Origin of the sequence: Pseudomonas sp. FP2335, assembly GCF_030687535.1 — a bacterium.
Lineage (GTDB): Bacteria > Pseudomonadota > Gammaproteobacteria > Pseudomonadales > Pseudomonadaceae > Aquipseudomonas.
Map to the genome: position 1 here is coordinate 44,780 of NZ_CP117437.1, position 19,193 is coordinate 63,972.

Here is a 19,193-nt window from a genome sequence, read left to right on the forward strand (position 1 = left end):
TTTGATGTGTGAATACAGTCGGATGTGGGCGCTGGTTTGCCTGCGATAGCGGTTTCAAGGCTGCTGCAAAAACGCCTGATGCATCTCGGCCAACGTCTCGAAGTGCCAAGTCGGGGCCTCGGCATGCAGCTCTTCAAAGCTGCCAAATCCATAGCCTACCGCCGCTGAATCCAGCCCGTTGCTACGTGCACCGATCAGGTCGTGCTTGCGGTCACCAATCATCAGGGTGGTCGCCGGGTCCAGGCCTTCTTCGCGCATCAAATGGGCGATCAGCTCGACTTTGTTCGTGCGCGTACCGTCCAGCTCGCTGCCGTAGATCACTTTGAAGTGCTTGGCAAAGTCGAAATGCCGGGCGATCTCGCGGGCGAATTCCCACGGCTTGGAGGTAGCCACGTACAACTGGCGGCCCTGGCTGTTCAATTCTTCCAGCAACGGCATCACGCCGTCGAACACGCGGTTTTCATACAGGCCGGTGACCTTGAAGCGCTCGCGATAGAAGTTCACCGCTTCCCACGCCTTGGCTTCGTCGAAACCGTAGAACTGCATGAAGGCTTGCAGCAATGGCGGGCCGATAAAGTGTTCGAGCCTGGTCAGGTCCGGCTCGTCGATACCGAGCTTGGCGAGGGCGTACTGGATCGAACGGGTAATGCCCTCACGCGGGTCGGTGAGGGTGCCATCCAGGTCGAACAGCACGGTTGGGTAATGCAGGGTCATTGATCGAATCCTTCAGCCAGGTGCAGGTCTTTGAGCTTCACGTAGTTCGCCGCACTGTAGGTGAAAAACGCGCGTTCCTTGTCAGTCAGTGGGCGGATTTGTTTAACCGGGCTGCCCACATACAAAAAGCCGCTTTGCAGTTTTTTGCCTGGCGGCACCAGGCTGCCGGCGCCGATGATCACGTCATCTTCCACCACGGCACCGTCCATCACGATGCTGCCCATGCCGATCAGGACCCGGCTGCCCACCGTGCAGCCATGCAGCATGACCTTGTGGGCGATGGTCACGTCATCGCCGATCAGCAGCGGGAAACCGTCCGGGTTGAAAGGCCCGGCGTGGGTGATGTGCAACACGCAGCCGTCCTGCACGCTGGTGCGCGCACCGATGCGGATGCGGTGCATGTCGCCACGGATCACGGTCAGTGGCCATACGGAGCTGTCGGTGCCGATTTCGACATCGCCGATCACCACCGCCGAAATATCGACAAAAGCCCCGGCGCCCAGGGCTGGCGTGTGGTTCTGATAGGTGCGAAGGGTCACGATAGCTTCTCTCTCTTCTGCTGATAGCTGCGGTGGGCGTTGATTGTAATTAAGATGGCCCCATCTTTGTTCTTACATGTCTTCAGCCAAGGTACCCACCGTGAGCGCGAACAACCCTCTTCTGCAGCCCTACGACCTGCCGCCGTTCTCGGCGATCCGTGCCGAGCACGTACAGCCGGCCATCGAACAGATCCTCGCCGACAACCGTGTCGCCATCGAAGGCATCCTGCAAAGCCAGGGGAAAAATCCTACGTGGGCCGGGCTGGTCTTGGCCATGGACGAACTGAATGACCGCCTGGGCGCCGCCTGGAGCCCGGTCAGCCACCTCAACGCCGTGTGCAACAGCGCTGAACTGCGCGAAGCCTACGAAGGCTGCCTGCCGGCGTTGAGCGCCTACTCCACCGAGATGGGCCAGAACCGCGAGCTGTTCCAGGCTTTCGAAGCCCTGGCCAACAGCCCGGAAGCGGCAGGTTTCGACGTGGCGCAAAAAACTATCCTGGAACACTCCCTGCGCGACTTCCGCCTGTCGGGTATCGATTTGCCGCCGGAGCAGCAAAAACGCTACGCCGAAGTGCAGAGCAAGCTTTCCGAGTTGGGCAGCAAGTTTTCCAACCAACTGCTGGACGCGACCCAGGCCTGGACCAAACACGTTACCGATGAAGCCACCCTCGCCGGCCTGACCGACTCGGCCAAGGCGCAGATGGCTGGCGCTGCCCAGGCCAAAGGCCTCGATGGCTGGCTGATCACCCTGGAATTTCCGAGCTACTACGCGGTAATGACCTACGCCCAGGACCGCGCCCTGCGTGAAGAGGTCTACGCGGCCTACTGCACCCGTGCGTCAGACCAAGGCCCGAATGCCGGTCAGAATGACAACGGCCCGGTGATGGAAGAAATCCTCGACCTGCGTCAGGAGCTTGCTCAACTCTTGGGCTACGCCTCGTTCTCCGAACTGAGCCTGGCCACCAAGATGGCCGAGTCCAGCGACCAGGTGCTGAGCTTCCTGCGTGACCTGGCCAAGCGCAGCAAGCCGTTTGCCGCCCAGGACCTGCAACAGCTCAAGGCCTATGCTGCCGAGCAAGGCTGTGCCGACCTGCAAAGCTGGGACAGTGGTTTCTACGGCGAAAAACTCCGTGAGCAGCGTTACAGCGTGTCCCAGGAAGCGCTGCGTGCCTACTTCCCGATCGACAAGGTGCTCGGCGGCCTGTTCGCCATCGTGCAACGCCTGTACGGCATCGAGATCGCCGAACTGAAGGGCTTCGACACCTGGCACCCGGATGTGCGCCTGTTTGAAATCAAGGAAAACGGCCAGCACGTTGGCCGCTTCTTCTTTGACCTGTACGCCCGCGCCAACAAGCGTGGCGGCGCCTGGATGGACGGCGCGCGCGACCGTCGCCGCAAGATCGACGGCGTGCTGCAAAGCCCGGTGGCCAACCTGGTGTGCAACTTCACCCCGGCCGACAGTGGCAAGCCTGCCCTGCTGACTCACGATGAAGTGACTACGCTGTTCCACGAATTCGGCCACGGCCTGCATCACCTGTTGACCCGCGTCGAGCACGCTGGCGTGTCCGGCATCAACGGCGTGGCCTGGGATGCGGTGGAGTTGCCAAGCCAGTTCATGGAGAACTGGTGCTGGGAGCCGGAAGGCCTGGCGCTGATCTCCGGTCACTATGAGAGCGGTGAGCCGCTGCCCCAGGACCTGCTGGAAAAAATGCTCGCGGCGAAAAACTTCCAGTCCGGCCTGATGATGGTGCGCCAGTTGGAGTTCTCGCTGTTTGACTTCGAGCTGCACGCCACCCACGGCGACGGCCGCAGTGTGGCCCAGGTGCTCGAAGGCGTGCGCGATGAGGTGTCGGTGATGCGTCCGCCAGCCTACAACCGTTTTCCGAACAGCTTTGCGCACATTTTCGCCGGTGGTTATGCGGCTGGGTACTACAGCTACAAGTGGGCCGAAGTGCTCTCCGCCGATGCCTTCTCCAAGTTCGAAGAAGACGGCGTGCTGAATGCCGAAACCGGCCGCGCATTCCGTGAGGCGATCCTGGCACGCGGTGGCTCCCAGGCGCCGATGGTGCTGTTCGTCGACTTCCGCGGACGTGCACCGTCGATTGACGCACTCTTGCGCCACAGCGGCCTGAGTGAGGGCGCGGCAGCATGAGTGAAGGACCTGTGGTGACCAAAAAGCAATTTATCGCCGGCGCGGTCTGCCCGGCGTGCAGCGAGCCGGACAAGTTGAAGATGTGGACTGAAGACAGCGTGCCGCACCGTGAGTGTGTGGCCTGCGGTTATACCGACACGCTCAATGATCAGGGTCTGTCGGTACCCAAGGAATTAGGCACGCGGGTGAATACCTCGGCGCTGAAGGCGCCGGACCCGAAGGTGCAGGCGGTACAGTTTTTTCCTAACCCGAAACTGAAAAAAGACTGACGCCCATTCAGGGTTTTATCGCCAATCCCGTATCGTTCGTTGGTTCAACACGGCCGGTTCCAGCCGTGTTGAGCCAGCTCTTCATCGAGCACAGTGCAAATGCACTGGTGCTGCAATCGCCATTCGCCAGTGCTGTACGCAACTTGTCGATATCGGCCTTCATCATGTAGCGAACGCCGTCCTTGAAGCCATTGCTGGTGCCAAAGCCGCCCAGGGTCATCTCGTTCAGCGCCTCTTCCTTGCTCCATCCTTGCACCACCACGCGATACATCGCTGCCATCAGGCCGGTACGGTCGGAGCCGTGTTTGCAGTGCATCAGCACCGGGCCGTTGGCCTCGGCTTCCTTGATTGCTCTGAGTGCTGCCAGCACGTCGGAATCATCCACATGATTGGTGCGATAACTCAGTTGGACTTGACGGATGCCCGCAGCCTTCAGCCAGTTGCCATCCGACTCGGGCAGGAAGTTGATCACGGTACCGATCTTGAGCTTTTGCAGGAGTGGCACGGCGCTGCTGTCCGGCAGAGCGCTGCGATACAGCGTCGGCGTCATCTGGTGCAGGTTGTATTGGCTGCCCACGGGCTGTGCCCACTCGGCTGAGCGGATGGAAGGGCTGTCATCGGCTTGGGCATAAACCGTGGCGAACAGTGCCGTAAGTGCCAGGCCGAGCGCTGGCAGCCAGCGATTCTTGAACATGGGCAACGTCACCGAATGGGCTGTGGGTAGATAGCGCGCAGATTGGTCTGCGGGGGGTCAATGGGGCGTGAGGCGCCCGTCAAAAAAGCGTGAATCCTCAGTCTTTAGTCGCTGGAACGATTCTGTTGATGGTTAGGCTGCTATCATTTGTAACTATTGATTGCCGCTGCGTTCTATCCAACACGCTGCCCGCACACCACAAGCCGCTCCCAAGAAGCGGCTGTCGAACCCGTGACCACATGATGAGGTGCACCCATGTCTGATCAAGATCAAGACAACCCCCGGCGTGACTTTTTGCGCAAATCCTTGACCTTGATCCCGGTGGTCACGGTTGCCAGTACCGGCCTTGGCGGCTCGATGTTGATGGCTACGCCCGAGCCGGCACAGGCCAGCCCGGCTAAGGCGCCGGTCAACGAAAAGGCCTACGAGCCAAGTTACTTCACTGCCGAAGAGTGGGCGTTTATCAACGCCGCCGTCGCGCAGTTGATTCCTACCGATGCCCAGGGCCCAGGCGCCGTGGAAGCCGGTGTGCCGGAATACATCGACCGTCAGATGAACACGCCTTACGCCAGTGGTGCGTTGTGGTTCATGCAGGGTCCGTTCAATGCCGACGCGCCGCCTGAGATGGGCTGGCAGAGCAAACTGGTGCCCAAGGACATCTATCGTCTGGGCATCGCCGCGACGGATGCATGGTCGAAAGCGTTCAACGGCAAAGTGTTTGCTGCGCAAGACAGCGCTACCCGAGACGATATGCTGCGTCGCCTGGAGGCTGGGGGCAGTGAGGTGACCGCGCATTTCGACGCGGTGCCGCCGAAGATTTTCTTCAACCTGCTGCTGCAAAACACCAAGGAAGGCTTCTTCTGCGACCCGATCCACGGTGGCAACAAAGGCATGGTCGGCTGGACCATGATCGGCTTCCCCGGCGCTCGCGCCGACTTCATGGACTGGGTTGAACGCAACGAGCAATACCCCTTCCCGGCAGTTTCCATCCGCGGCGAGAGGGCATAAACGTGGCGACCATCATGAAGAAAGTAGACGCTGTGATCGTAGGCTTCGGCTGGACCGGCGCGATCATGGCCAAGGAGCTGACTGAAGCGGGCCTCAACGTGGTAGCGCTGGAGCGCGGCCCGATGCAGGACACGTACCCGGATGGCAACTATCCGCAGGTCATCGACGAACTGACCTACAGCGTGCGTAAAAAACTCTTCCAGGACATCTCCAAAGAGACGGTGACCATTCGCCATAGCGTGAATGATGTGGCCCTGCCCAACCGCCAACTGGGTGCGTTCCTGCCGGGCAATGGCGTCGGCGGTGCGGGCCTGCACTGGTCGGGCGTGCATTTTCGGGTCGACCCGATCGAGCTGCGCATGCGCAGCCATTACGAAGAGCGTTACGGCAAAAACTTCATCCCCAAGGACATGACCATCCAGGACTTTGGCGTCAGCTATGAAGAGCTGGAGCCGTTTTTCGACTACGCGGAAAAAGTCTTCGGCACCTCCGGCCAGGCCTGGACCGTCAAAGGCCAGTTGGTCGGTGAAGGCCGTGGCGGCAACCCGTATGCGCCGGATCGCTCCAACCCATTCCCGTTGGAGGCGCAGAAAAACACCGTCTCCGCACAGCTGTTTCAGAAAGCGGCTAGCGATGTGGGTTACAAACCCTACAACCTGCCATCGGCCAACACCTCTGGGCCCTACACCAACCCCTACGGTGCGCAGATGGGCCCATGCAACTTCTGCGGGTTTTGCAGCGGCTACGTTTGCTACATGTACTCCAAGGCTTCGCCGAACGTGAACATCCTGCCGGCGCTGCGCCAGGTGCCGAACTTCGAGCTGCGGCCCAATTCCCACGTGCTCAAGGTCAATCTCGACAGCACCAAGAGCAAGGCCACCGGCGTGACGTATGTCGACGCCCAGGGCCGGGAAATCGAGCAGCCAGCGGACCTGGTGATCCTCGGCGCGTTCCAGTTCCACAACGTGCGGTTGATGCTGCTGTCGGGTATCGGAAAACCCTACGACCCGATTACCAATGAGGGTGTGGTGGGCCGGAACTTTGCCTACCAGAACATGGCCACTATCAAGGCGTTCTTCGACAAGGACACCCACACCAACAACTTCATCGGTGCGGGCGGCAATGGCGTGGCGATGGATGATTTCAACGCCGACAACTTCGACCATGGTCCCCATGGCTTCGTTGGCGGCTCGCCGATGTGGGTCAACCAGGCTGGCAGTCGGCCGATTGCCGGTACGTCCAACCCGCCGGGCACCCCGGCCTGGGGCAGTGCGTGGAAGCGTGCCACCGCCGATTACTACACCCATCAGGTGTCGATGGATGCCCACGGTGCCCATCAATCCTACCGGGGCAACTACCTGGATCTAGACCCGGTTTACCGCGATGCCTACGGCCTGCCGCTGCTGCGGATGACGTTCGACTGGCAGGAAAACGACATCAAGATGAACCGCTTCATGGTCGAGAAAATGGGCAAGGTTGCCGAGGCGATGAACCCCAAGGCGATTGCCGTGCTGGGCAAAAAGGTCGGCGAGCATTTCAACACCGCGTCGTACCAGACCACCCACCTCAACGGTGGCGCGATCATGGGCACCGACCCGAAGACCAGTGCGTTGAACCGCTACCTGCAATGCTGGGATGTACACAACGTGTTTGTCCCGGGCGCTTCCGCTTTCCCACAGGGCTTGGGTTACAACCCTACCGGCCTGGTGGCGGCGTTGACCTACTGGTCGGCCCGCGCGATCCGCGAGCAGTACCTGAAAAACCCCGGCCCACTGGTTCAGGCATAAGGAGCGATGACCATGAAAGCACTTGTTATCGCGACGTTTGCACTGTTCGGCAGTTGCTCGGTGAGCGCTGCTGAAACCGACCTGGTCAAGCAGGGTGAATACCTGGCCCGCGCCGGTGACTGCGTGGCTTGCCACACCGCCAAGGGCGGCAAGCCGTTCGCTGGTGGCCTGCCGATGGAAACGCCGATTGGCGTGATCTATTCCACCAACATCACCCCGGACAAGACCGGCCTGGGCGACTACAGCTTCGAGGATTTCGACAAGGCCGTGCGCCATGGCGTCGCCAAGAGCGGTAGTACGCTTTACCCGGCGATGCCCTACCCGTCTTACGCGCGCGTCAGCGACAGCGATATGCAGGCGCTGTATGCGTACTTCATGAAAGGGGTGGAGCCGGTCGCTCAAGAGAACAAGGCGAGTGATATTCCCTGGCCGCTGAGCATGCGCTGGCCGCTGGCCGCGTGGCGTTGGATGTTCGCGCCTGAGGTTGCCGAGCCGCAGCCAACTGCGCAGGCCGACCCGGTGATCAGCCGTGGCGCCTATCTGGTGGAAGGCCTCGGCCACTGCGGCGCATGCCATACGCCACGGGCCCTGACCATGCAGGAAAAAGCCCTGAGTGCCACTGATGGCAGTGCATTCCTGTCCGGCAGTGCGCCGCTGGAAGGCTGGATCGCGAAGAACCTGCGTGGCGATCACAAGGACGGCCTCGGCGGTTGGAGCGAGGAGCAACTGGTGCAATTCCTCAAGACCGGCCGCAGTGACCGTAGCGCGGTGTTTGGTGGCATGAGTGATGTTGTCGTCCACAGCATGCAGTACATGTCGGAAAACGACCTGACCGCCATCGCCCGTTACCTCAAGAGCCTGCCGGCGGTGGACCCCAAGGATCAGCCGCATCAGTACGACAAGCAGGTCGCCGACGCTTTGTGGAAAGGCGATGACAGCCGGCGCGGCGCGGCGGTGTACATCGACAACTGCGCGGCCTGTCACCGCACCGACGGCCATGGCTACACGCGGGTGTTCCCGGCGCTGGCGGGCAACCCGGTGCTGCAGACGGCGGACGCCACCTCGTTGATCAACATTGTGTTGAACGGCGGCACCTTGCCCGCTACGCACACGGCGCCCTCCACCTTCACCATGCCTGCGTTCGCCTGGCGTCTGTCGGACCAGGAAGTGGCGGATGTAGTCAGTTTCATCCGTGGCAGCTGGGGCAATAAAGGCGAGCCGGTGAAAGCGGGCGACGTGGCGGACTTGCGCCAGAAGCACTGATCCTTCCCTGGCCGCCAAACGGCACTGGTCAGAACCCGCGCGCCTCGATACTGTATATAAAAACAGTATCGAGGCGTTTTCATGTCTACTGCGCTGCCACCCCGTGGCCGAGGTACGGCCACCAACCTGCATAACCGCTTTGCGCCGACCGTCAGCGTGGCCGAGGACGACGGCTGGTATCAGGAAGTGCCGCCGACCCAGGGCACCGAGGTGCGGATCGAGACGGCCAAGACCATCATCACCCGCAACAACTCGCCGGACCTGCCGTTCGACCGTTCGATCAACCCTTATCGCGGTTGCGAACACGGCTGCATTTACTGCTATGCGCGGCCCAGCCATGCGTATTGGGACATGTCACCGGGGCTGGATTTCGAGACCAGGCTGATCGCCAAGAGCAATGCCGCAGACGTGCTGGAACAGCAACTGTCGAAACCGGGCTATGTCTGCGCGCCGATCAACCTGGGCTCCAACACCGACCCGTACCAACCCATCGAGCGCGAATACCGGATCACCCGGCAAACCCTTGAAGTGCTGCTGCGCCACCGGCACCCGGTGACAATTATCACCAAGGGCTCGCTGATCCTGCGCGACCTCGACCTGTTGACCGAATTGGCCAGGCAGCGCCTGGTGGCCGTGATGATCAGCCTCACCAGCCTGGACGACGAGCTCAAGCGCATCCTGGAGCCGCGTACGGCGGCGCCCAAGGCGCGATTGCGGGCGATCCGCGTGATGCGCGAGGCAGGCATCCCGGTGGGCGTGCTGTGCTCGCCGATGATCCCGATGATCAACGACAGCGAACTGGAGAGCCTGCTTACCGAAGCCCACGCTGCCGGGGCACAAAGCGCAGCGTACATGATGTTGCGCCTGCCGCTGGAGGTGGCGCCGCTGTTCGAGGAGTGGCTGGCGGCCCATTACCCGCAGCGCGCCGCCCATGTGATGAGCCTGGTGCGCCAGGTACGCGGTGGCGAGGTTTACGACAGCCGCTTCGGTGTACGCATGCGTGGCGAGGGGCCGTTTGCCGAATTGCTGGCCCAGCGCTTCAGCAAGGCCATCAAACGCCTGGGGCTCAACCGTCGGGAAGGATTCAACCTGGATTGCACGGCGTTCTGCCCGCCGGGCAGGCAGATGGCGTTGTTGTAGAATGCTGGGAAAGGTGTACTTTTTCTGTAGGAATAGTCTCACTTTGACATCACTGAAACCCGCGATCTAGAGCGGTTCATTCAGTTTGAGTTAAGTTTCGGCGGCTACCTTGTTCAGCGAGTGACTGATGAGTCGGCAGTCTGATTTGTGGCATTTGCAACAAATTGCATTGGCCTGGCGTCGAACTGGCTTGAACACTCCCCTGCATTAACCAAGAGGATGAATCATGAGTGATAAGGATAAACAGCCGTTGGCTGCGTCGGCTTCAGCCCCTGAGGTGGCGGAATCCGCCGATGCAGCGCTAAAGCATATCGTTGACGGCTTTTTGCATTTCCATCACGACGTCTTCCCCCAGCAGGAAGAACTCTTCAAGAAACTCGCCACGGCCCAGAGCCCGCGGGCGATGTTCATTACCTGCGCCGATTCGCGCATCGTCCCCGAGCTGATTACCCAGAGCTCACCGGGCGACCTGTTCGTGACCCGTAACGTCGGCAACGTGGTGCCGCCCTACGGCCAGATGAATGGGGGTGTTTCCACTGCCATCGAGTACGCCGTACTCGCCCTGGGCGTCCAGCACATCATTGTCTGCGGGCACTCCGATTGCGGTGCGATGCGTGCGGTGCTCAACCCCGACAGCCTGGAAAAAATGCCGACGGTGAAGGCCTGGTTGCGGCATGCCGAGGTCGCCAAGACCATGGTCCATGACAACTGCGACTGCGCCAACGAAGGCGAGAGCATGAAGGTGCTGACCGAAGAAAACGTCATCGCCCAGCTACAACATTTGCGCACCCACCCCTCCGTGGCTTCGCGCATGGCCAATGGTCATTTGTTTATCCATGGTTGGATCTACAACATCGAGACCAGCGAAATCCGCGCCTACGATGCCGATCAGGCCACGTTCAGACCGTTGAACGGCGAAGGGCCGATTCCTTGCGCGACGCCTAAAGCGCGCTTCTAAAACACTTCCCTGCCGGGTGATGCGGTGGCTGCCATGGATGCAGCCAGGCATTACCGCGCCCGGCGAATGCCTCGGGAGAGTCATCATGCGTGCTGCTCAATTGAAAGCTGTATTGCCACGGGAGCTGCTCGCCTCGGTGGTTGTGTTTCTGGTCGCCCTGCCCCTGTGCATGGGCATCGCGATTGCTTCCGGGATGCCGCCGGCCAAGGGGTTGATCACCGGGATTATCGGTGGCCTGGTGGTCGGTTGGCTGGCGGGCTCGCCGCTGCAGGTCAGCGGTCCGGCGGCGGGTCTGGCGGTGTTGGTGTTCGAGTTGGTGCGCCAACACGGAATGATGATGCTGGGGCCGATCCTGCTGCTGGCGGGCTTCCTGCAACTGGTGGCTGGGCGTTTGCGCCTGGGCTGCTGGTTCCGCGTGACGGCACCGGCGGTGGTGTACGGCATGTTGGCGGGGATTGGCGTGCTGATTGTGCTGTCGCAGATCCATGTGATGCTCGACGGCGCGCCCAAACCCTCCGGGCTGGATAACCTGGCAGGTTTCCCGGCTGCGGTGGCGCAAGCGATTCCGAGCCTGGGCTGGCAAGCCGGCTTGCTTGGCTTGTCGACGATGCTGGTGATGTACCTGTGGGACAAATTCCGCCCGCAATCCCTGCGGTTTGTGCCCGGCGCGCTGTTGGGTGTGGGGCTGACCACGCTTGTCAGCCTGTTGCTGGTGTTGCAGGTCAAGCGGGTGGAGGTCCCGGAAAACCTCGCCGATGCCATCGATTGGCTGCGCCCCAGCGACCTGCTGAACCTGGCTGATCCGCAGCTGTTGATCGCCGCCTTTGCCGTGGCGTTTATCGCCAGTGCCGAAACCCTGCTCTCCGCAGCGGCGGTGGACCGCATGCACAGCGGCCAGCGCTCGGATTTCGACAAGGAGTTGTCGGCTCAAGGTGTCGGCAACATGCTGTGTGGTCTGGTTGGCGCCCTGCCGATGACTGGTGTGATCGTGCGCAGTTCGGCCAACGTGCAGGCCGGCGCCACCACGCGCTTGTCGGCCATGTTCCATGGCCTGTGGCTGCTGGCCTTCGTGTTGTTGCTGTCGAGTGTGCTGCAAAGCATCCCGGTGGCGAGCCTGGCGGGCGTGCTGGTGTACACCGGGATCAAGCTGGTGGACATCAAGGCGTTCAAGGCCCTGGGGCGTTACGGGCGGATGCCGATGTTCACCTATGCGGCGACTGCGCTGGCGATCATCTTTACCGACCTGCTGACCGGTGTACTGGTGGGGTTCGGGCTGACGCTGGTCAAGCTGGCGCTCAAGGCCTCGCGTCTGAAAGTGAGCCTGATCGACTTGCCGCAGGATGGTGAGATGGAGCTGCGTTTGAGTGGCGCGGCGACGTTCCTGAAAGTGCCGGCGCTGACCCAGGTGCTGTCGGCGGTGCCGGCGGGGACGACCGTACATGTGCCGCTGAACAACCTGAGTTACATCGACCATTCCTGCCTGGAGTTGCTGGAGGAGTGGGGGCGGGCCAATGCGGCGAAGGGGTCGAAGCTGGTGATCGAGGCGCGCGGGTTGAAGCGGCGTTTGGAGGGGCGGGTCAGAACGACGACGGGGATAGGCTCCGCACCCGCAACAGGCTGACGAAACCGAATCAAAAATGTGGGAGCGGGCAAGCCCGCTCCCATATTGGATCGTTTGCGTAGCAGGAAATCAGGCCGGCTGGTCCAGCGTCAACTCAACCCCCAACTGCCGCGACAGGCACGGCCAGCGTTTCCACGCAGCTTCCGTGTCCGGGCTCTTAAGGGTTTCGCGGTAAGCCTCCACCGACTCCAGCGCAAAGCTTTCTTCGTTGAGCATCTCATCCACCGCCAAATGCACGGCCTCATCCAGGCTGTTGGCAAATTCTTCGCCAATCAGCTGGTGCGCAATCACGTTGGCCACCGTGGTATCGGCCGGGATCAGCGGCTGGCCGAAATGCTTGATATACAGATCGTTGACTTCTTCCACCAGGCGGTGCGCCAGGTAGGCCTCATCCAGCAGGCCGTCGAGCCCCTCGTGCCCGGCCAGGATCGCCGGCGGTTGCAGGAAGAACTGTTCGGCGATCTTCAGCACCGGCTTGATCTGGCTTTCGATACCGGCCTCGCGGGCCACGTCATTGGCGGCTTCGAGCAGGTCCGGGACGAGTTCGATGTAGGCTGTGACGAAGCGCGTCATGACAATGTTGCGATCACCGTCTGCCAGGGCAATGGCCGAGTGCAGACGTGGCAATTGGCTTGCCAGTTGCTGGGCCAACTGGCCCGTGCTGGCTTCGTGTTGATGGGCACGGGAAATCTGCTCGCGCAATGCGGCGGTGTTCATGAGGGCTCCAGTGAAACAGGTGTAGGAAAAGGGAGATGACAAGGTAGCTCGTTTATACGAGCACCTCAGACGCATTTGTCATAATTATTTCACGGTTATGCACCTGCGTTATATCGAAACCCCATCGTTCGTCGGATAAACGATTCTGCTCCCGGTTTTATTGGCTCCGCCTGTCCGTTTTTGCTGATTTGCCCCTACACATTGCGGGGTTGCAGACCCTGTCTATACTCGGATTTGTACGCAATTAGCTGATGACGCCAGACTGCATAAGCAGGTGAGGCTAAGCGGTTGTAAGCAGTATGGAAGCCGCTCCCTTCGACGCAGGTGCAAACCGGCGGGATAACAAGAACGATAAGGGGAACCCGCAATGACGCGACATCCACATGTTTGGATGGGCCTTCTGTTGTGGTCGGTATTCGGTCAGGCGCACGCCGCCTGGACAACGAATATGGCGCCAGGGGCGACTGAAGTCAGCCACGCTGTGTTTGACCTGCACATGACCATTTTCTGGATCTGTGTGGTGATCGGCATCATCGTGTTTGGCGCGATGTTCTGGTCGATGATTCTGCACCGGCGCTCTACAGGCCAGGTGGCGGCCAAGTTCCACGAGAGCACGACCGTGGAAATCCTCTGGACCGTGGTGCCCTTGCTGATCCTGATCGCGATGGCCATCCCGGCGACCAAAACCCTGATCAATATCTACGACAGCACCGAGTCGGACATCGATATTCAGGTCACCGGCTACCAGTGGAAGTGGCATTACAAATACCTGGGCCAGGATGTGGAGTTCTTCAGCAACCTGGCCACTCCCGCCGAGCAGATCCACAACAAGGCGACCAAGGGCGAGCATTACCTGCTGGAAGTCGACCAGCCGCTGGTGCTGCCGGTGGGGGCGAAAGTTCGCTTCCTGGTGACCGCCGCCGACGTGATCCACTCCTGGTGGGTGCCGGCCTTCGCGGTCAAGCGCGACGCCATCCCCGGGTTCGTCAACGAGGCCTGGACCCGCATCGAGAAGCCCGGCATCTACCGTGGCCAGTGCGCCGAACTGTGCGGCAAGGACCACGGCTTCATGCCCATCGTGGTCGAGGTCAAATCCAGGGCCGACTACGACACTTGGCTCGGCGAGCGCAAGGAAGAGGCTGCCAAACTCAAGGAGCTGACCTCCAAAGAGTGGACCCTGCAAGAGCTGGTGGCCCGTGGCGACAAGGTCTACCACACCACCTGCGTGGCCTGTCACCAGGCCGAAGGCCAGGGCCTGCCGCCGATGTTCCCGGCGCTCAAGGGCTCGCCAATTGCCGTCGGGCCCAAGGAAGACCACTTGCATCGCGTCTATTTCGGCAAGCCCGGCACCGCCATGGCGGCGTTTGGCAAGCAGCTCTCGGAAGTGGACATCGCCGCCGTGGTCACCTACGAACGCAACGCCTGGGGCAACAACAAAGGCGACATGGTGACGCCCAAGGATGTGCTGGCTCTGAAACAGGCGGAAAGCAAATGACTTCCTTCATTGCATCTGCCCTGAACCACCCCGCCCACTCGTTTGCAGGAGAACGGCCATGAGCACTGTGATCGATGACCATGGTCACGCCGACCACGCCCACGGTCCCGCCAAGGGCCTGATGCGCTGGGTGCTGACCACTAACCACAAAGACATCGGCACCATGTACCTGTGGTTCGCCTTCACCATGTTTTTGCTCGGCGGCTCGTTCGCCATGGTGATCCGTGCCGAGTTGTTCCAGCCCGGCCTGCAGATCGTCGAGCCGGCGTTCTTCAACCAGATGACCACCATGCACGGCCTGATCATGGTGTTCGGCGCGGTGATGCCGGCGTTCGTCGGCCTGGCCAACTGGATGATCCCGCTGATGATCGGCGCGCCCGACATGGCCCTGCCGCGCATGAACAACTTCAGCTTCTGGCTGCTGCCGGCGGCGTTCCTGCTGCTGGTGTCCACCTTGTTCACCCCCGGCGGCGGGCCGAATTTCGGCTGGACCTTCTACGCCCCGCTCTCCACCACCTATGCGCCGGAAAGCGTGACGTTCTTCATCTTTGCCATCCACCTGATGGGCATCAGTTCGATCATGGGCGCGATCAACGTGGTCGCCACCATCCTCAACCTGCGTGCCCCGGGCATGACCTTGATGAAAATGCCGCTGTTCGTCTGGACCTGGCTGATCACCGCGTTCCTGCTGATTGCGGTGATGCCGGTGCTGGCCGGTTGCGTGACCATGATGCTCATGGACATCCACTTCGGCACCAGCTTCTTCAGTGCGGCCGGTGGCGGTGACCCGGTGCTGTTCCAGCATGTGTTCTGGTTCTTCGGCCACCCCGAGGTGTACATCATGATCCTGCCGGCCTTCGGTGCCGTCAGCTCGATCATCCCGACCTTTTCGCGCAAGCCGCTATTCGGCTACACCTCGATGGTCTACGCCACGGCAAGCATCGCGTTCCTGTCGTTCATCGTGTGGGCGCACCACATGTTCGTGGTCGGCATTCCGTTGGTGGGTGAGCTGTTCTTCATGTACGCCACGCTGCTGATCGCGGTGCCGACGGGGGTGAAGGTGTTCAACTGGGTCAGCACCATGTGGCAGGGCTCGCTGACGTTCGAGACGCCGATGCTATTTGCCGTGGCCTTCGTGATCCTGTTCACCATCGGCGGTTTCTCCGGGCTGATGCTGGCGATCGCGCCGGCGGACTTCCAGTACCACGACACTTACTTCGTGGTGGCGCACTTCCATTACGTACTGGTGCCCGGTGCGATCTTCGGCATCTTCGCTTCCGCCTACTACTGGCTGCCGAAATGGACCGGCCACATGTACGACGAAACCCTGGGCAAGCTGCACTTCTGGCTGTCTTTCGTGGGCATGAACATGGCGTTTTTCCCGATGCACTTCGTCGGGCTGGCCGGCATGCCGCGCCGGGTGCCGGACTACAACCTGCAGTTCGCCGACTTCAACATGGTCTCGTCGATCGGCGCGTTCATGTTTGGCGCCACGCAGATCTTCTTCCTGTTCATTGTGATCAAGTGCATCCGTGGCGGCCCGCCGGCGCCGGCCAAGCCGTGGGATGGTGCCGAAGGCCTGGAGTGGAGCGTGCCCTCGCCCGCGCCGTACCACACCTTCACCACGCCGCCGGAGGTCAAATGAGCACTTCGGCCACCCAGCCACCGCAAATCCCCTGTGGGAGCGGGCTTGCTCGCGAAAGTGGTGTATCAGTCGCCACATGCAGTGCCTGGCACACCGCATTCGCGGGCAAGCCCGCTCCCACATTGATCGCGTTCACTTTGGGTGGTCGTTATGGCTGAGTCCGTACCGATCAGGCGGCTGGTGACGCGCCTGTTGATCCTGGTGGTCGCCATGTTCGCCTTCGGCTTCGCCCTGGTGCCGATCTACGACGTGATGTGCAAGGCGTTCGGCATCAACGGCAAGACCGCCGGGCAGTACGAGGGTGAGCAGGTAGTGGACCCCTCGCGGCAGGTTCGGGTGCAGTTCCTGTCGACCAATGCCATCGATATGGTCTGGGAGTTCCACGCCAAGGCGGATGAGGTGGTGGTCAACCCGGGCGCCGTCACCGAGATGCTGTTTGTCGCCTACAACCCCACTGACAAGGCGATGACCGCGCAGGCGGTGCCGAGCATTTCCCCGGCCGAAGCGGCGATGTATTTCCACAAGACCGAGTGTTTTTGCTTCACCCAGCAAGTGCTGCAACCCGGCCAACGCATCGAAATGCCAGTACGTTTTATCGTCGATCGCGACATGCCCAAGGATGTGAAGCATTTGACCCTGGCGTACACGCTATTTGATATCACTGCGCGCCAACCGCCGGTGGCTGTCCACACCGGGGGCTAGCTACTGTTTGCCCCCTCAATCAGGAGAGCGAATACATGTCGACTCATGATACGTACTACGTACCAGCACAAAGCAAATGGCCGATAATTGCCACGTTTGGCATGTTGGTCACCGTGTACGGCCTGGGTGTGTGGTTCAACGATCTCAAGGCTGCACGCCCGGAATCCCACGGCCCGTGGATCTTCTTCGTCGGCGGTCTACTGCTGGCCTACATGCTGTTCGGCTGGTTCGGGGCGGTGATCAAGGAAAGCCGCGCCGGTTTGTACAGCCCACAGATGGACCGCTCGTTCCGCTGGGGCATGACCTGGTTCATCTTTTCCGAAGTGATGTTCTTCATCGCGTTCTTCGGTGCGCTGTTTTATGTGCGGCACATGTCGGCGCCCTGGTTGGCGGGCGAAGGCTCAAAGGGCATTGCGCACATGCTGTGGCCGAATTTCGAGTTTGCCTGGCCGTTGCTCAACAACCCTGATCCAAAACTGCATCCCGCGCCCGAGGGCACGATCAGTCCGTGGGGGCTGCCGTTGGTCAACACCATCCTGCTGGTCAGCTCCAGTGTGACCATCACCATCGCCCACCACGCCCTGCGCAAGGGCCATCGCGGCGCGCTGAAAATCTGGCTGGCGCTGACCGTGTTGCTGGGCTGGGCGTTTCTGGGCTTCCAGGCCGAGGAATACATCCACGCCTACAAAGAACTGGGCCTCACGCTGGGCTCTGGGGTGTACGGCGCAACGTTCTTCATGCTCACAGGCTTTCATGGCGCCCACGTGACCATCGGGACGATCATTTTGTTTGTGATGCTGATGCGCATCCTCAAGGGGCACTTCAATGCCGAGCACCAGTTCGGTTTCGAGGCGGCCAGTTGGTATTGGCACTTTGTGGATGTGGTCTGGATCGGGTTGTTTTTCTTTGTCTATGTGCTGTGAGGTGAATTACCACGGCGCGTGAGAAACCAACTGGCCACTGAAGAAGCCCCAGGTGATCAGCGCCAGGGTGATCACGGCCAGCACCACACGCACGGTCAGGGCGGTGACGAGGCGATTGGAGTGGCCCTCGTCCTTGACCAGGAAGAACAGACCACTGAACAGGCTCACGACAGTTGCGATCAGCATCAGGGCAATGGCTGCTTTGAGCATGGTCGGGCTCCTGGGGTTCAAGGGGGAGGCGGGCAATGAAAACAAGTATAGCCAGCGCCAGGAAACGCTTTCATCCAGGGATCGCCCCCACGTTGGTGGTGCTGGTGCTGCTGCCGTTGATGGTGGGATTGGGGTTTTGGCAGCTGTCCCGTGGTCATGAAAAACAGCTGTTGGTGGACAGCTACGCCGAGCGGCGTGCGGCTGAGCCGATCAGCAGCGCGCAGCTGGTGGATATGGCTGATCCGGCTTTCCGCCGCGTGCGCCTGCGCGGCCAATTCGATGCCGAGCACAGCGTGCTGCTCGACAACCGCATGCGTGACGGCAAGGCCGGTGTCGAGCTGTTGCAACCTTTCCACGACAGGGCCAGTGGCCTATGGCTGTTGCTCAATCGCGGCTGGCTGCCCTGGCCGGACCGCCGCACCCCGCCCGCCTTCACCACCCCGGACCAGCCGGTGAACCTTGACGCCTGGGTGTATGTCGCCCCCGGCGAGACCTTCCAACTGCATGCCGACCCCGCGACCGCGCAATGGCCGCGTTTGCTCACCGCCCTGCACCCTGCCGTGTTGTGGGCCGAGTTGGATCGCAGCGGCTTTGCCTACGAACTGCGTGCAGAAGCCGGCCCTGGTACGTACGACACCTCTTGGGCCGTAGTCGCCATGGGCCCAGAAAAACACCTCGGCTACGCCGTGCAGTGGTTCGCCATGGCGTGCGCACTGCTGGCGCTTTACCTCTATCTCGGCTGGCACAACACAAAGGAGAAGTCCCATGGGAGCGGCCATGAATCCACCAGACATGTCTGAGGCGCCGGACCGCCGCAAAGGCCGCTGGCAACTGATCCTGATCTTGATGATGGTGATCGGCCCGATGGCGCTGGCCACTTTCATGTACAAGCTGCAGTTCTGGGTGCCGGACAGTCGCAGCTATCACGGCGAGATGATCGGCAACGGCCAGACTCGCGCCGACATCGGCGTGCAGGCCGATGAACAGCGCTGGCAACTGCTGGTCACCGCCCCCGCTGCCTGCGCTGCTGATTGCCAGCAGCTTGTGTATCTGGCGCGCCAGCTGCAAATCAGCCTGGGGCGTGATGCGTCCCGGGCCAGCCATGCCTTGGCCAGTGCGCAACCGGTGAGTGTCGACTACGAAGCCAAGCTGAAAGCCGAATACCCGCAGCTGCAACGCTACTCGCTGGACCTGTCGGCATTTACCAAAGGCGCCGCCGCGCCGGGTGATGCGCAGCTATGGATTGTCGATCCCCACGGCAACCTGGTGTTGCGTTACGACGCCACGGTCAAGGGCAAGGACTTGCTCAACGACCTGCGCCACCTGTTGAAACTGTCGAATATCGGATAAGGGCAT

Annotated in this window: 19 protein-coding genes; 14 read left to right on the plus strand and 5 right to left on the minus strand. The window is 61.1% G+C overall.

The genetic code is table 11. The features are described 5' to 3' along the window. Positions 1–54: 54 nt before the first annotated feature. The gene (locus PSH81_RS00225; protein WP_226454783.1) at positions 55–714 is read right to left on the minus strand and encodes an HAD family hydrolase; all 660 of its coding nucleotides are present in this window, start codon (positions 712–714) and stop codon (positions 55–57) included. Then, the gene (locus PSH81_RS00230; RefSeq protein WP_192298173.1) at positions 711–1,253 is read right to left on the minus strand and encodes a gamma carbonic anhydrase family protein; all 543 of its coding nucleotides are present in this window, start codon (positions 1,251–1,253) and stop codon (positions 711–713) included. Before PSH81_RS00230 ends, PSH81_RS00225 begins: the two co-directional genes overlap by 4 nt. 76 nt (positions 1,254–1,329) lie before the next feature. On the opposite strand from PSH81_RS00230, the gene prlC reads away from it, so the two are divergent. Together prlC and PSH81_RS00240 are read left to right on the plus strand one after the other, a co-directional pair. After that, positions 1,330–3,405: an oligopeptidase A gene (gene prlC / locus PSH81_RS00235; protein WP_305391802.1), complete on the plus strand. Its 2,076-nt coding sequence runs from the start codon at positions 1,330–1,332 to the stop codon at positions 3,403–3,405. Then, positions 3,402–3,674: a YheV family putative zinc ribbon protein gene (locus PSH81_RS00240; protein WP_192298175.1), complete on the plus strand. Its 273-nt coding sequence runs from the start codon at positions 3,402–3,404 to the stop codon at positions 3,672–3,674. The genes prlC and PSH81_RS00240 overlap by 4 nt, the downstream gene beginning before the upstream one ends. Before the next feature lie 7 nt (positions 3,675–3,681). Here the strand turns inward: PSH81_RS00240 and PSH81_RS00245 are convergent, their stop codons facing one another. Further along, positions 3,682–4,368: a tyrosine-protein phosphatase gene (locus PSH81_RS00245; RefSeq protein ID WP_226454786.1), complete on the minus strand. Its 687-nt coding sequence runs from the start codon at positions 4,366–4,368 to the stop codon at positions 3,682–3,684. 255 nt (positions 4,369–4,623) lie between these two features. Here PSH81_RS00245 and PSH81_RS00250 point away from each other — a divergent pair, with 255 nt between their 5' ends. From PSH81_RS00250 to PSH81_RS00275, 6 genes are all read left to right on the plus strand, one after another. After that, positions 4,624–5,376, plus strand: a complete 753-nt coding sequence (locus PSH81_RS00250; protein ID WP_305391803.1) for a gluconate 2-dehydrogenase subunit 3 family protein — start codon at positions 4,624–4,626, stop codon at positions 5,374–5,376. A 2-nt stretch (positions 5,377–5,378) separates the two neighbouring features. Beyond that, positions 5,379–7,163: a GMC family oxidoreductase gene (locus PSH81_RS00255; RefSeq protein WP_305391804.1), complete on the plus strand. Its 1,785-nt coding sequence runs from the start codon at positions 5,379–5,381 to the stop codon at positions 7,161–7,163. A 12-nt stretch (positions 7,164–7,175) separates the two neighbouring features. After that, the gene (locus tag PSH81_RS00260) at positions 7,176–8,426 is read left to right on the plus strand and encodes a cytochrome c (RefSeq protein ID WP_305391805.1); all 1,251 of its coding nucleotides are present in this window, start codon (positions 7,176–7,178) and stop codon (positions 8,424–8,426) included. A gap of 81 nt (positions 8,427–8,507) precedes the next feature. Beyond that, positions 8,508–9,566: a PA0069 family radical SAM protein gene (locus PSH81_RS00265; RefSeq protein ID WP_305391806.1), complete on the plus strand. Its 1,059-nt coding sequence runs from the start codon at positions 8,508–8,510 to the stop codon at positions 9,564–9,566. Between the two features lie 226 nt (positions 9,567–9,792). Beyond that, on the plus strand, positions 9,793–10,524 hold the full coding sequence (locus tag PSH81_RS00270) for a carbonic anhydrase (protein ID WP_226454791.1): 732 nt from the start codon (positions 9,793–9,795) through the stop codon (positions 10,522–10,524). Positions 10,525–10,609: 85 nt separating this feature from the next. Beyond that, the gene (locus PSH81_RS00275; protein WP_192298182.1) at positions 10,610–12,145 is read left to right on the plus strand and encodes a SulP family inorganic anion transporter; all 1,536 of its coding nucleotides are present in this window, start codon (positions 10,610–10,612) and stop codon (positions 12,143–12,145) included. 69 nt (positions 12,146–12,214) lie between these two features. Here the strand turns inward: PSH81_RS00275 and PSH81_RS00280 are convergent, their stop codons facing one another. Then, positions 12,215–12,862 carry a hypothetical protein gene (locus PSH81_RS00280; protein WP_226454792.1) on the minus strand — a complete coding sequence of 216 codons (648 nt, stop codon included), beginning with the start codon at positions 12,860–12,862 and terminating at the stop codon, positions 12,215–12,217. A 367-nt stretch (positions 12,863–13,229) separates the two neighbouring features. Here PSH81_RS00280 and coxB point away from each other — a divergent pair, with 367 nt between their 5' ends. The 4 genes from coxB (at position 13,230) to PSH81_RS00300 (ending at position 17,627) form a co-directional block, all read left to right on the plus strand. Then, a complete protein-coding gene (gene coxB / locus PSH81_RS00285; protein ID WP_192298184.1) occupies positions 13,230–14,357 on the plus strand; it encodes a cytochrome c oxidase subunit II in 1,128 nt (375 codons plus the stop codon). Between the two features lie 58 nt (positions 14,358–14,415). Beyond that, positions 14,416–16,002 (plus strand): cytochrome c oxidase subunit I, encoded by a 1,587-nt coding sequence (ctaD, locus tag PSH81_RS00290; RefSeq protein ID WP_017734710.1) that lies wholly within the window; start codon positions 14,416–14,418, stop codon positions 16,000–16,002. 150 nt (positions 16,003–16,152) lie between these two features. After that, positions 16,153–16,704 carry a cytochrome c oxidase assembly protein gene (locus tag PSH81_RS00295; protein ID WP_192298185.1) on the plus strand — a complete coding sequence of 184 codons (552 nt, stop codon included), beginning with the start codon at positions 16,153–16,155 and terminating at the stop codon, positions 16,702–16,704. Positions 16,705–16,739: 35 nt separating this feature from the next. After that, positions 16,740–17,627, plus strand: a complete 888-nt coding sequence (locus tag PSH81_RS00300) for a cytochrome c oxidase subunit 3 (RefSeq protein ID WP_192298186.1) — start codon at positions 16,740–16,742, stop codon at positions 17,625–17,627. A gap of 6 nt (positions 17,628–17,633) precedes the next feature. Here the strand turns inward: PSH81_RS00300 and PSH81_RS00305 are convergent, their stop codons facing one another. Beyond that, positions 17,634–17,837 (minus strand): twin transmembrane helix small protein, encoded by a 204-nt coding sequence (locus PSH81_RS00305; protein ID WP_017528731.1) that lies wholly within the window; start codon positions 17,835–17,837, stop codon positions 17,634–17,636. A 35-nt stretch (positions 17,838–17,872) separates the two neighbouring features. Between PSH81_RS00305 and PSH81_RS00310 the strand changes: the two genes are divergently transcribed. Further along, positions 17,873–18,637, plus strand: coding sequence for an SURF1 family protein (locus PSH81_RS00310; RefSeq protein ID WP_305391807.1), 765 nt, complete (start codon positions 17,873–17,875; stop codon positions 18,635–18,637). Next, the gene (locus PSH81_RS00315; protein ID WP_226454794.1) at positions 18,603–19,187 is read left to right on the plus strand and encodes a hypothetical protein; all 585 of its coding nucleotides are present in this window, start codon (positions 18,603–18,605) and stop codon (positions 19,185–19,187) included. Before PSH81_RS00310 ends, PSH81_RS00315 begins: the two co-directional genes overlap by 35 nt. Positions 19,188–19,193: the final 6 nt, after the last annotated feature.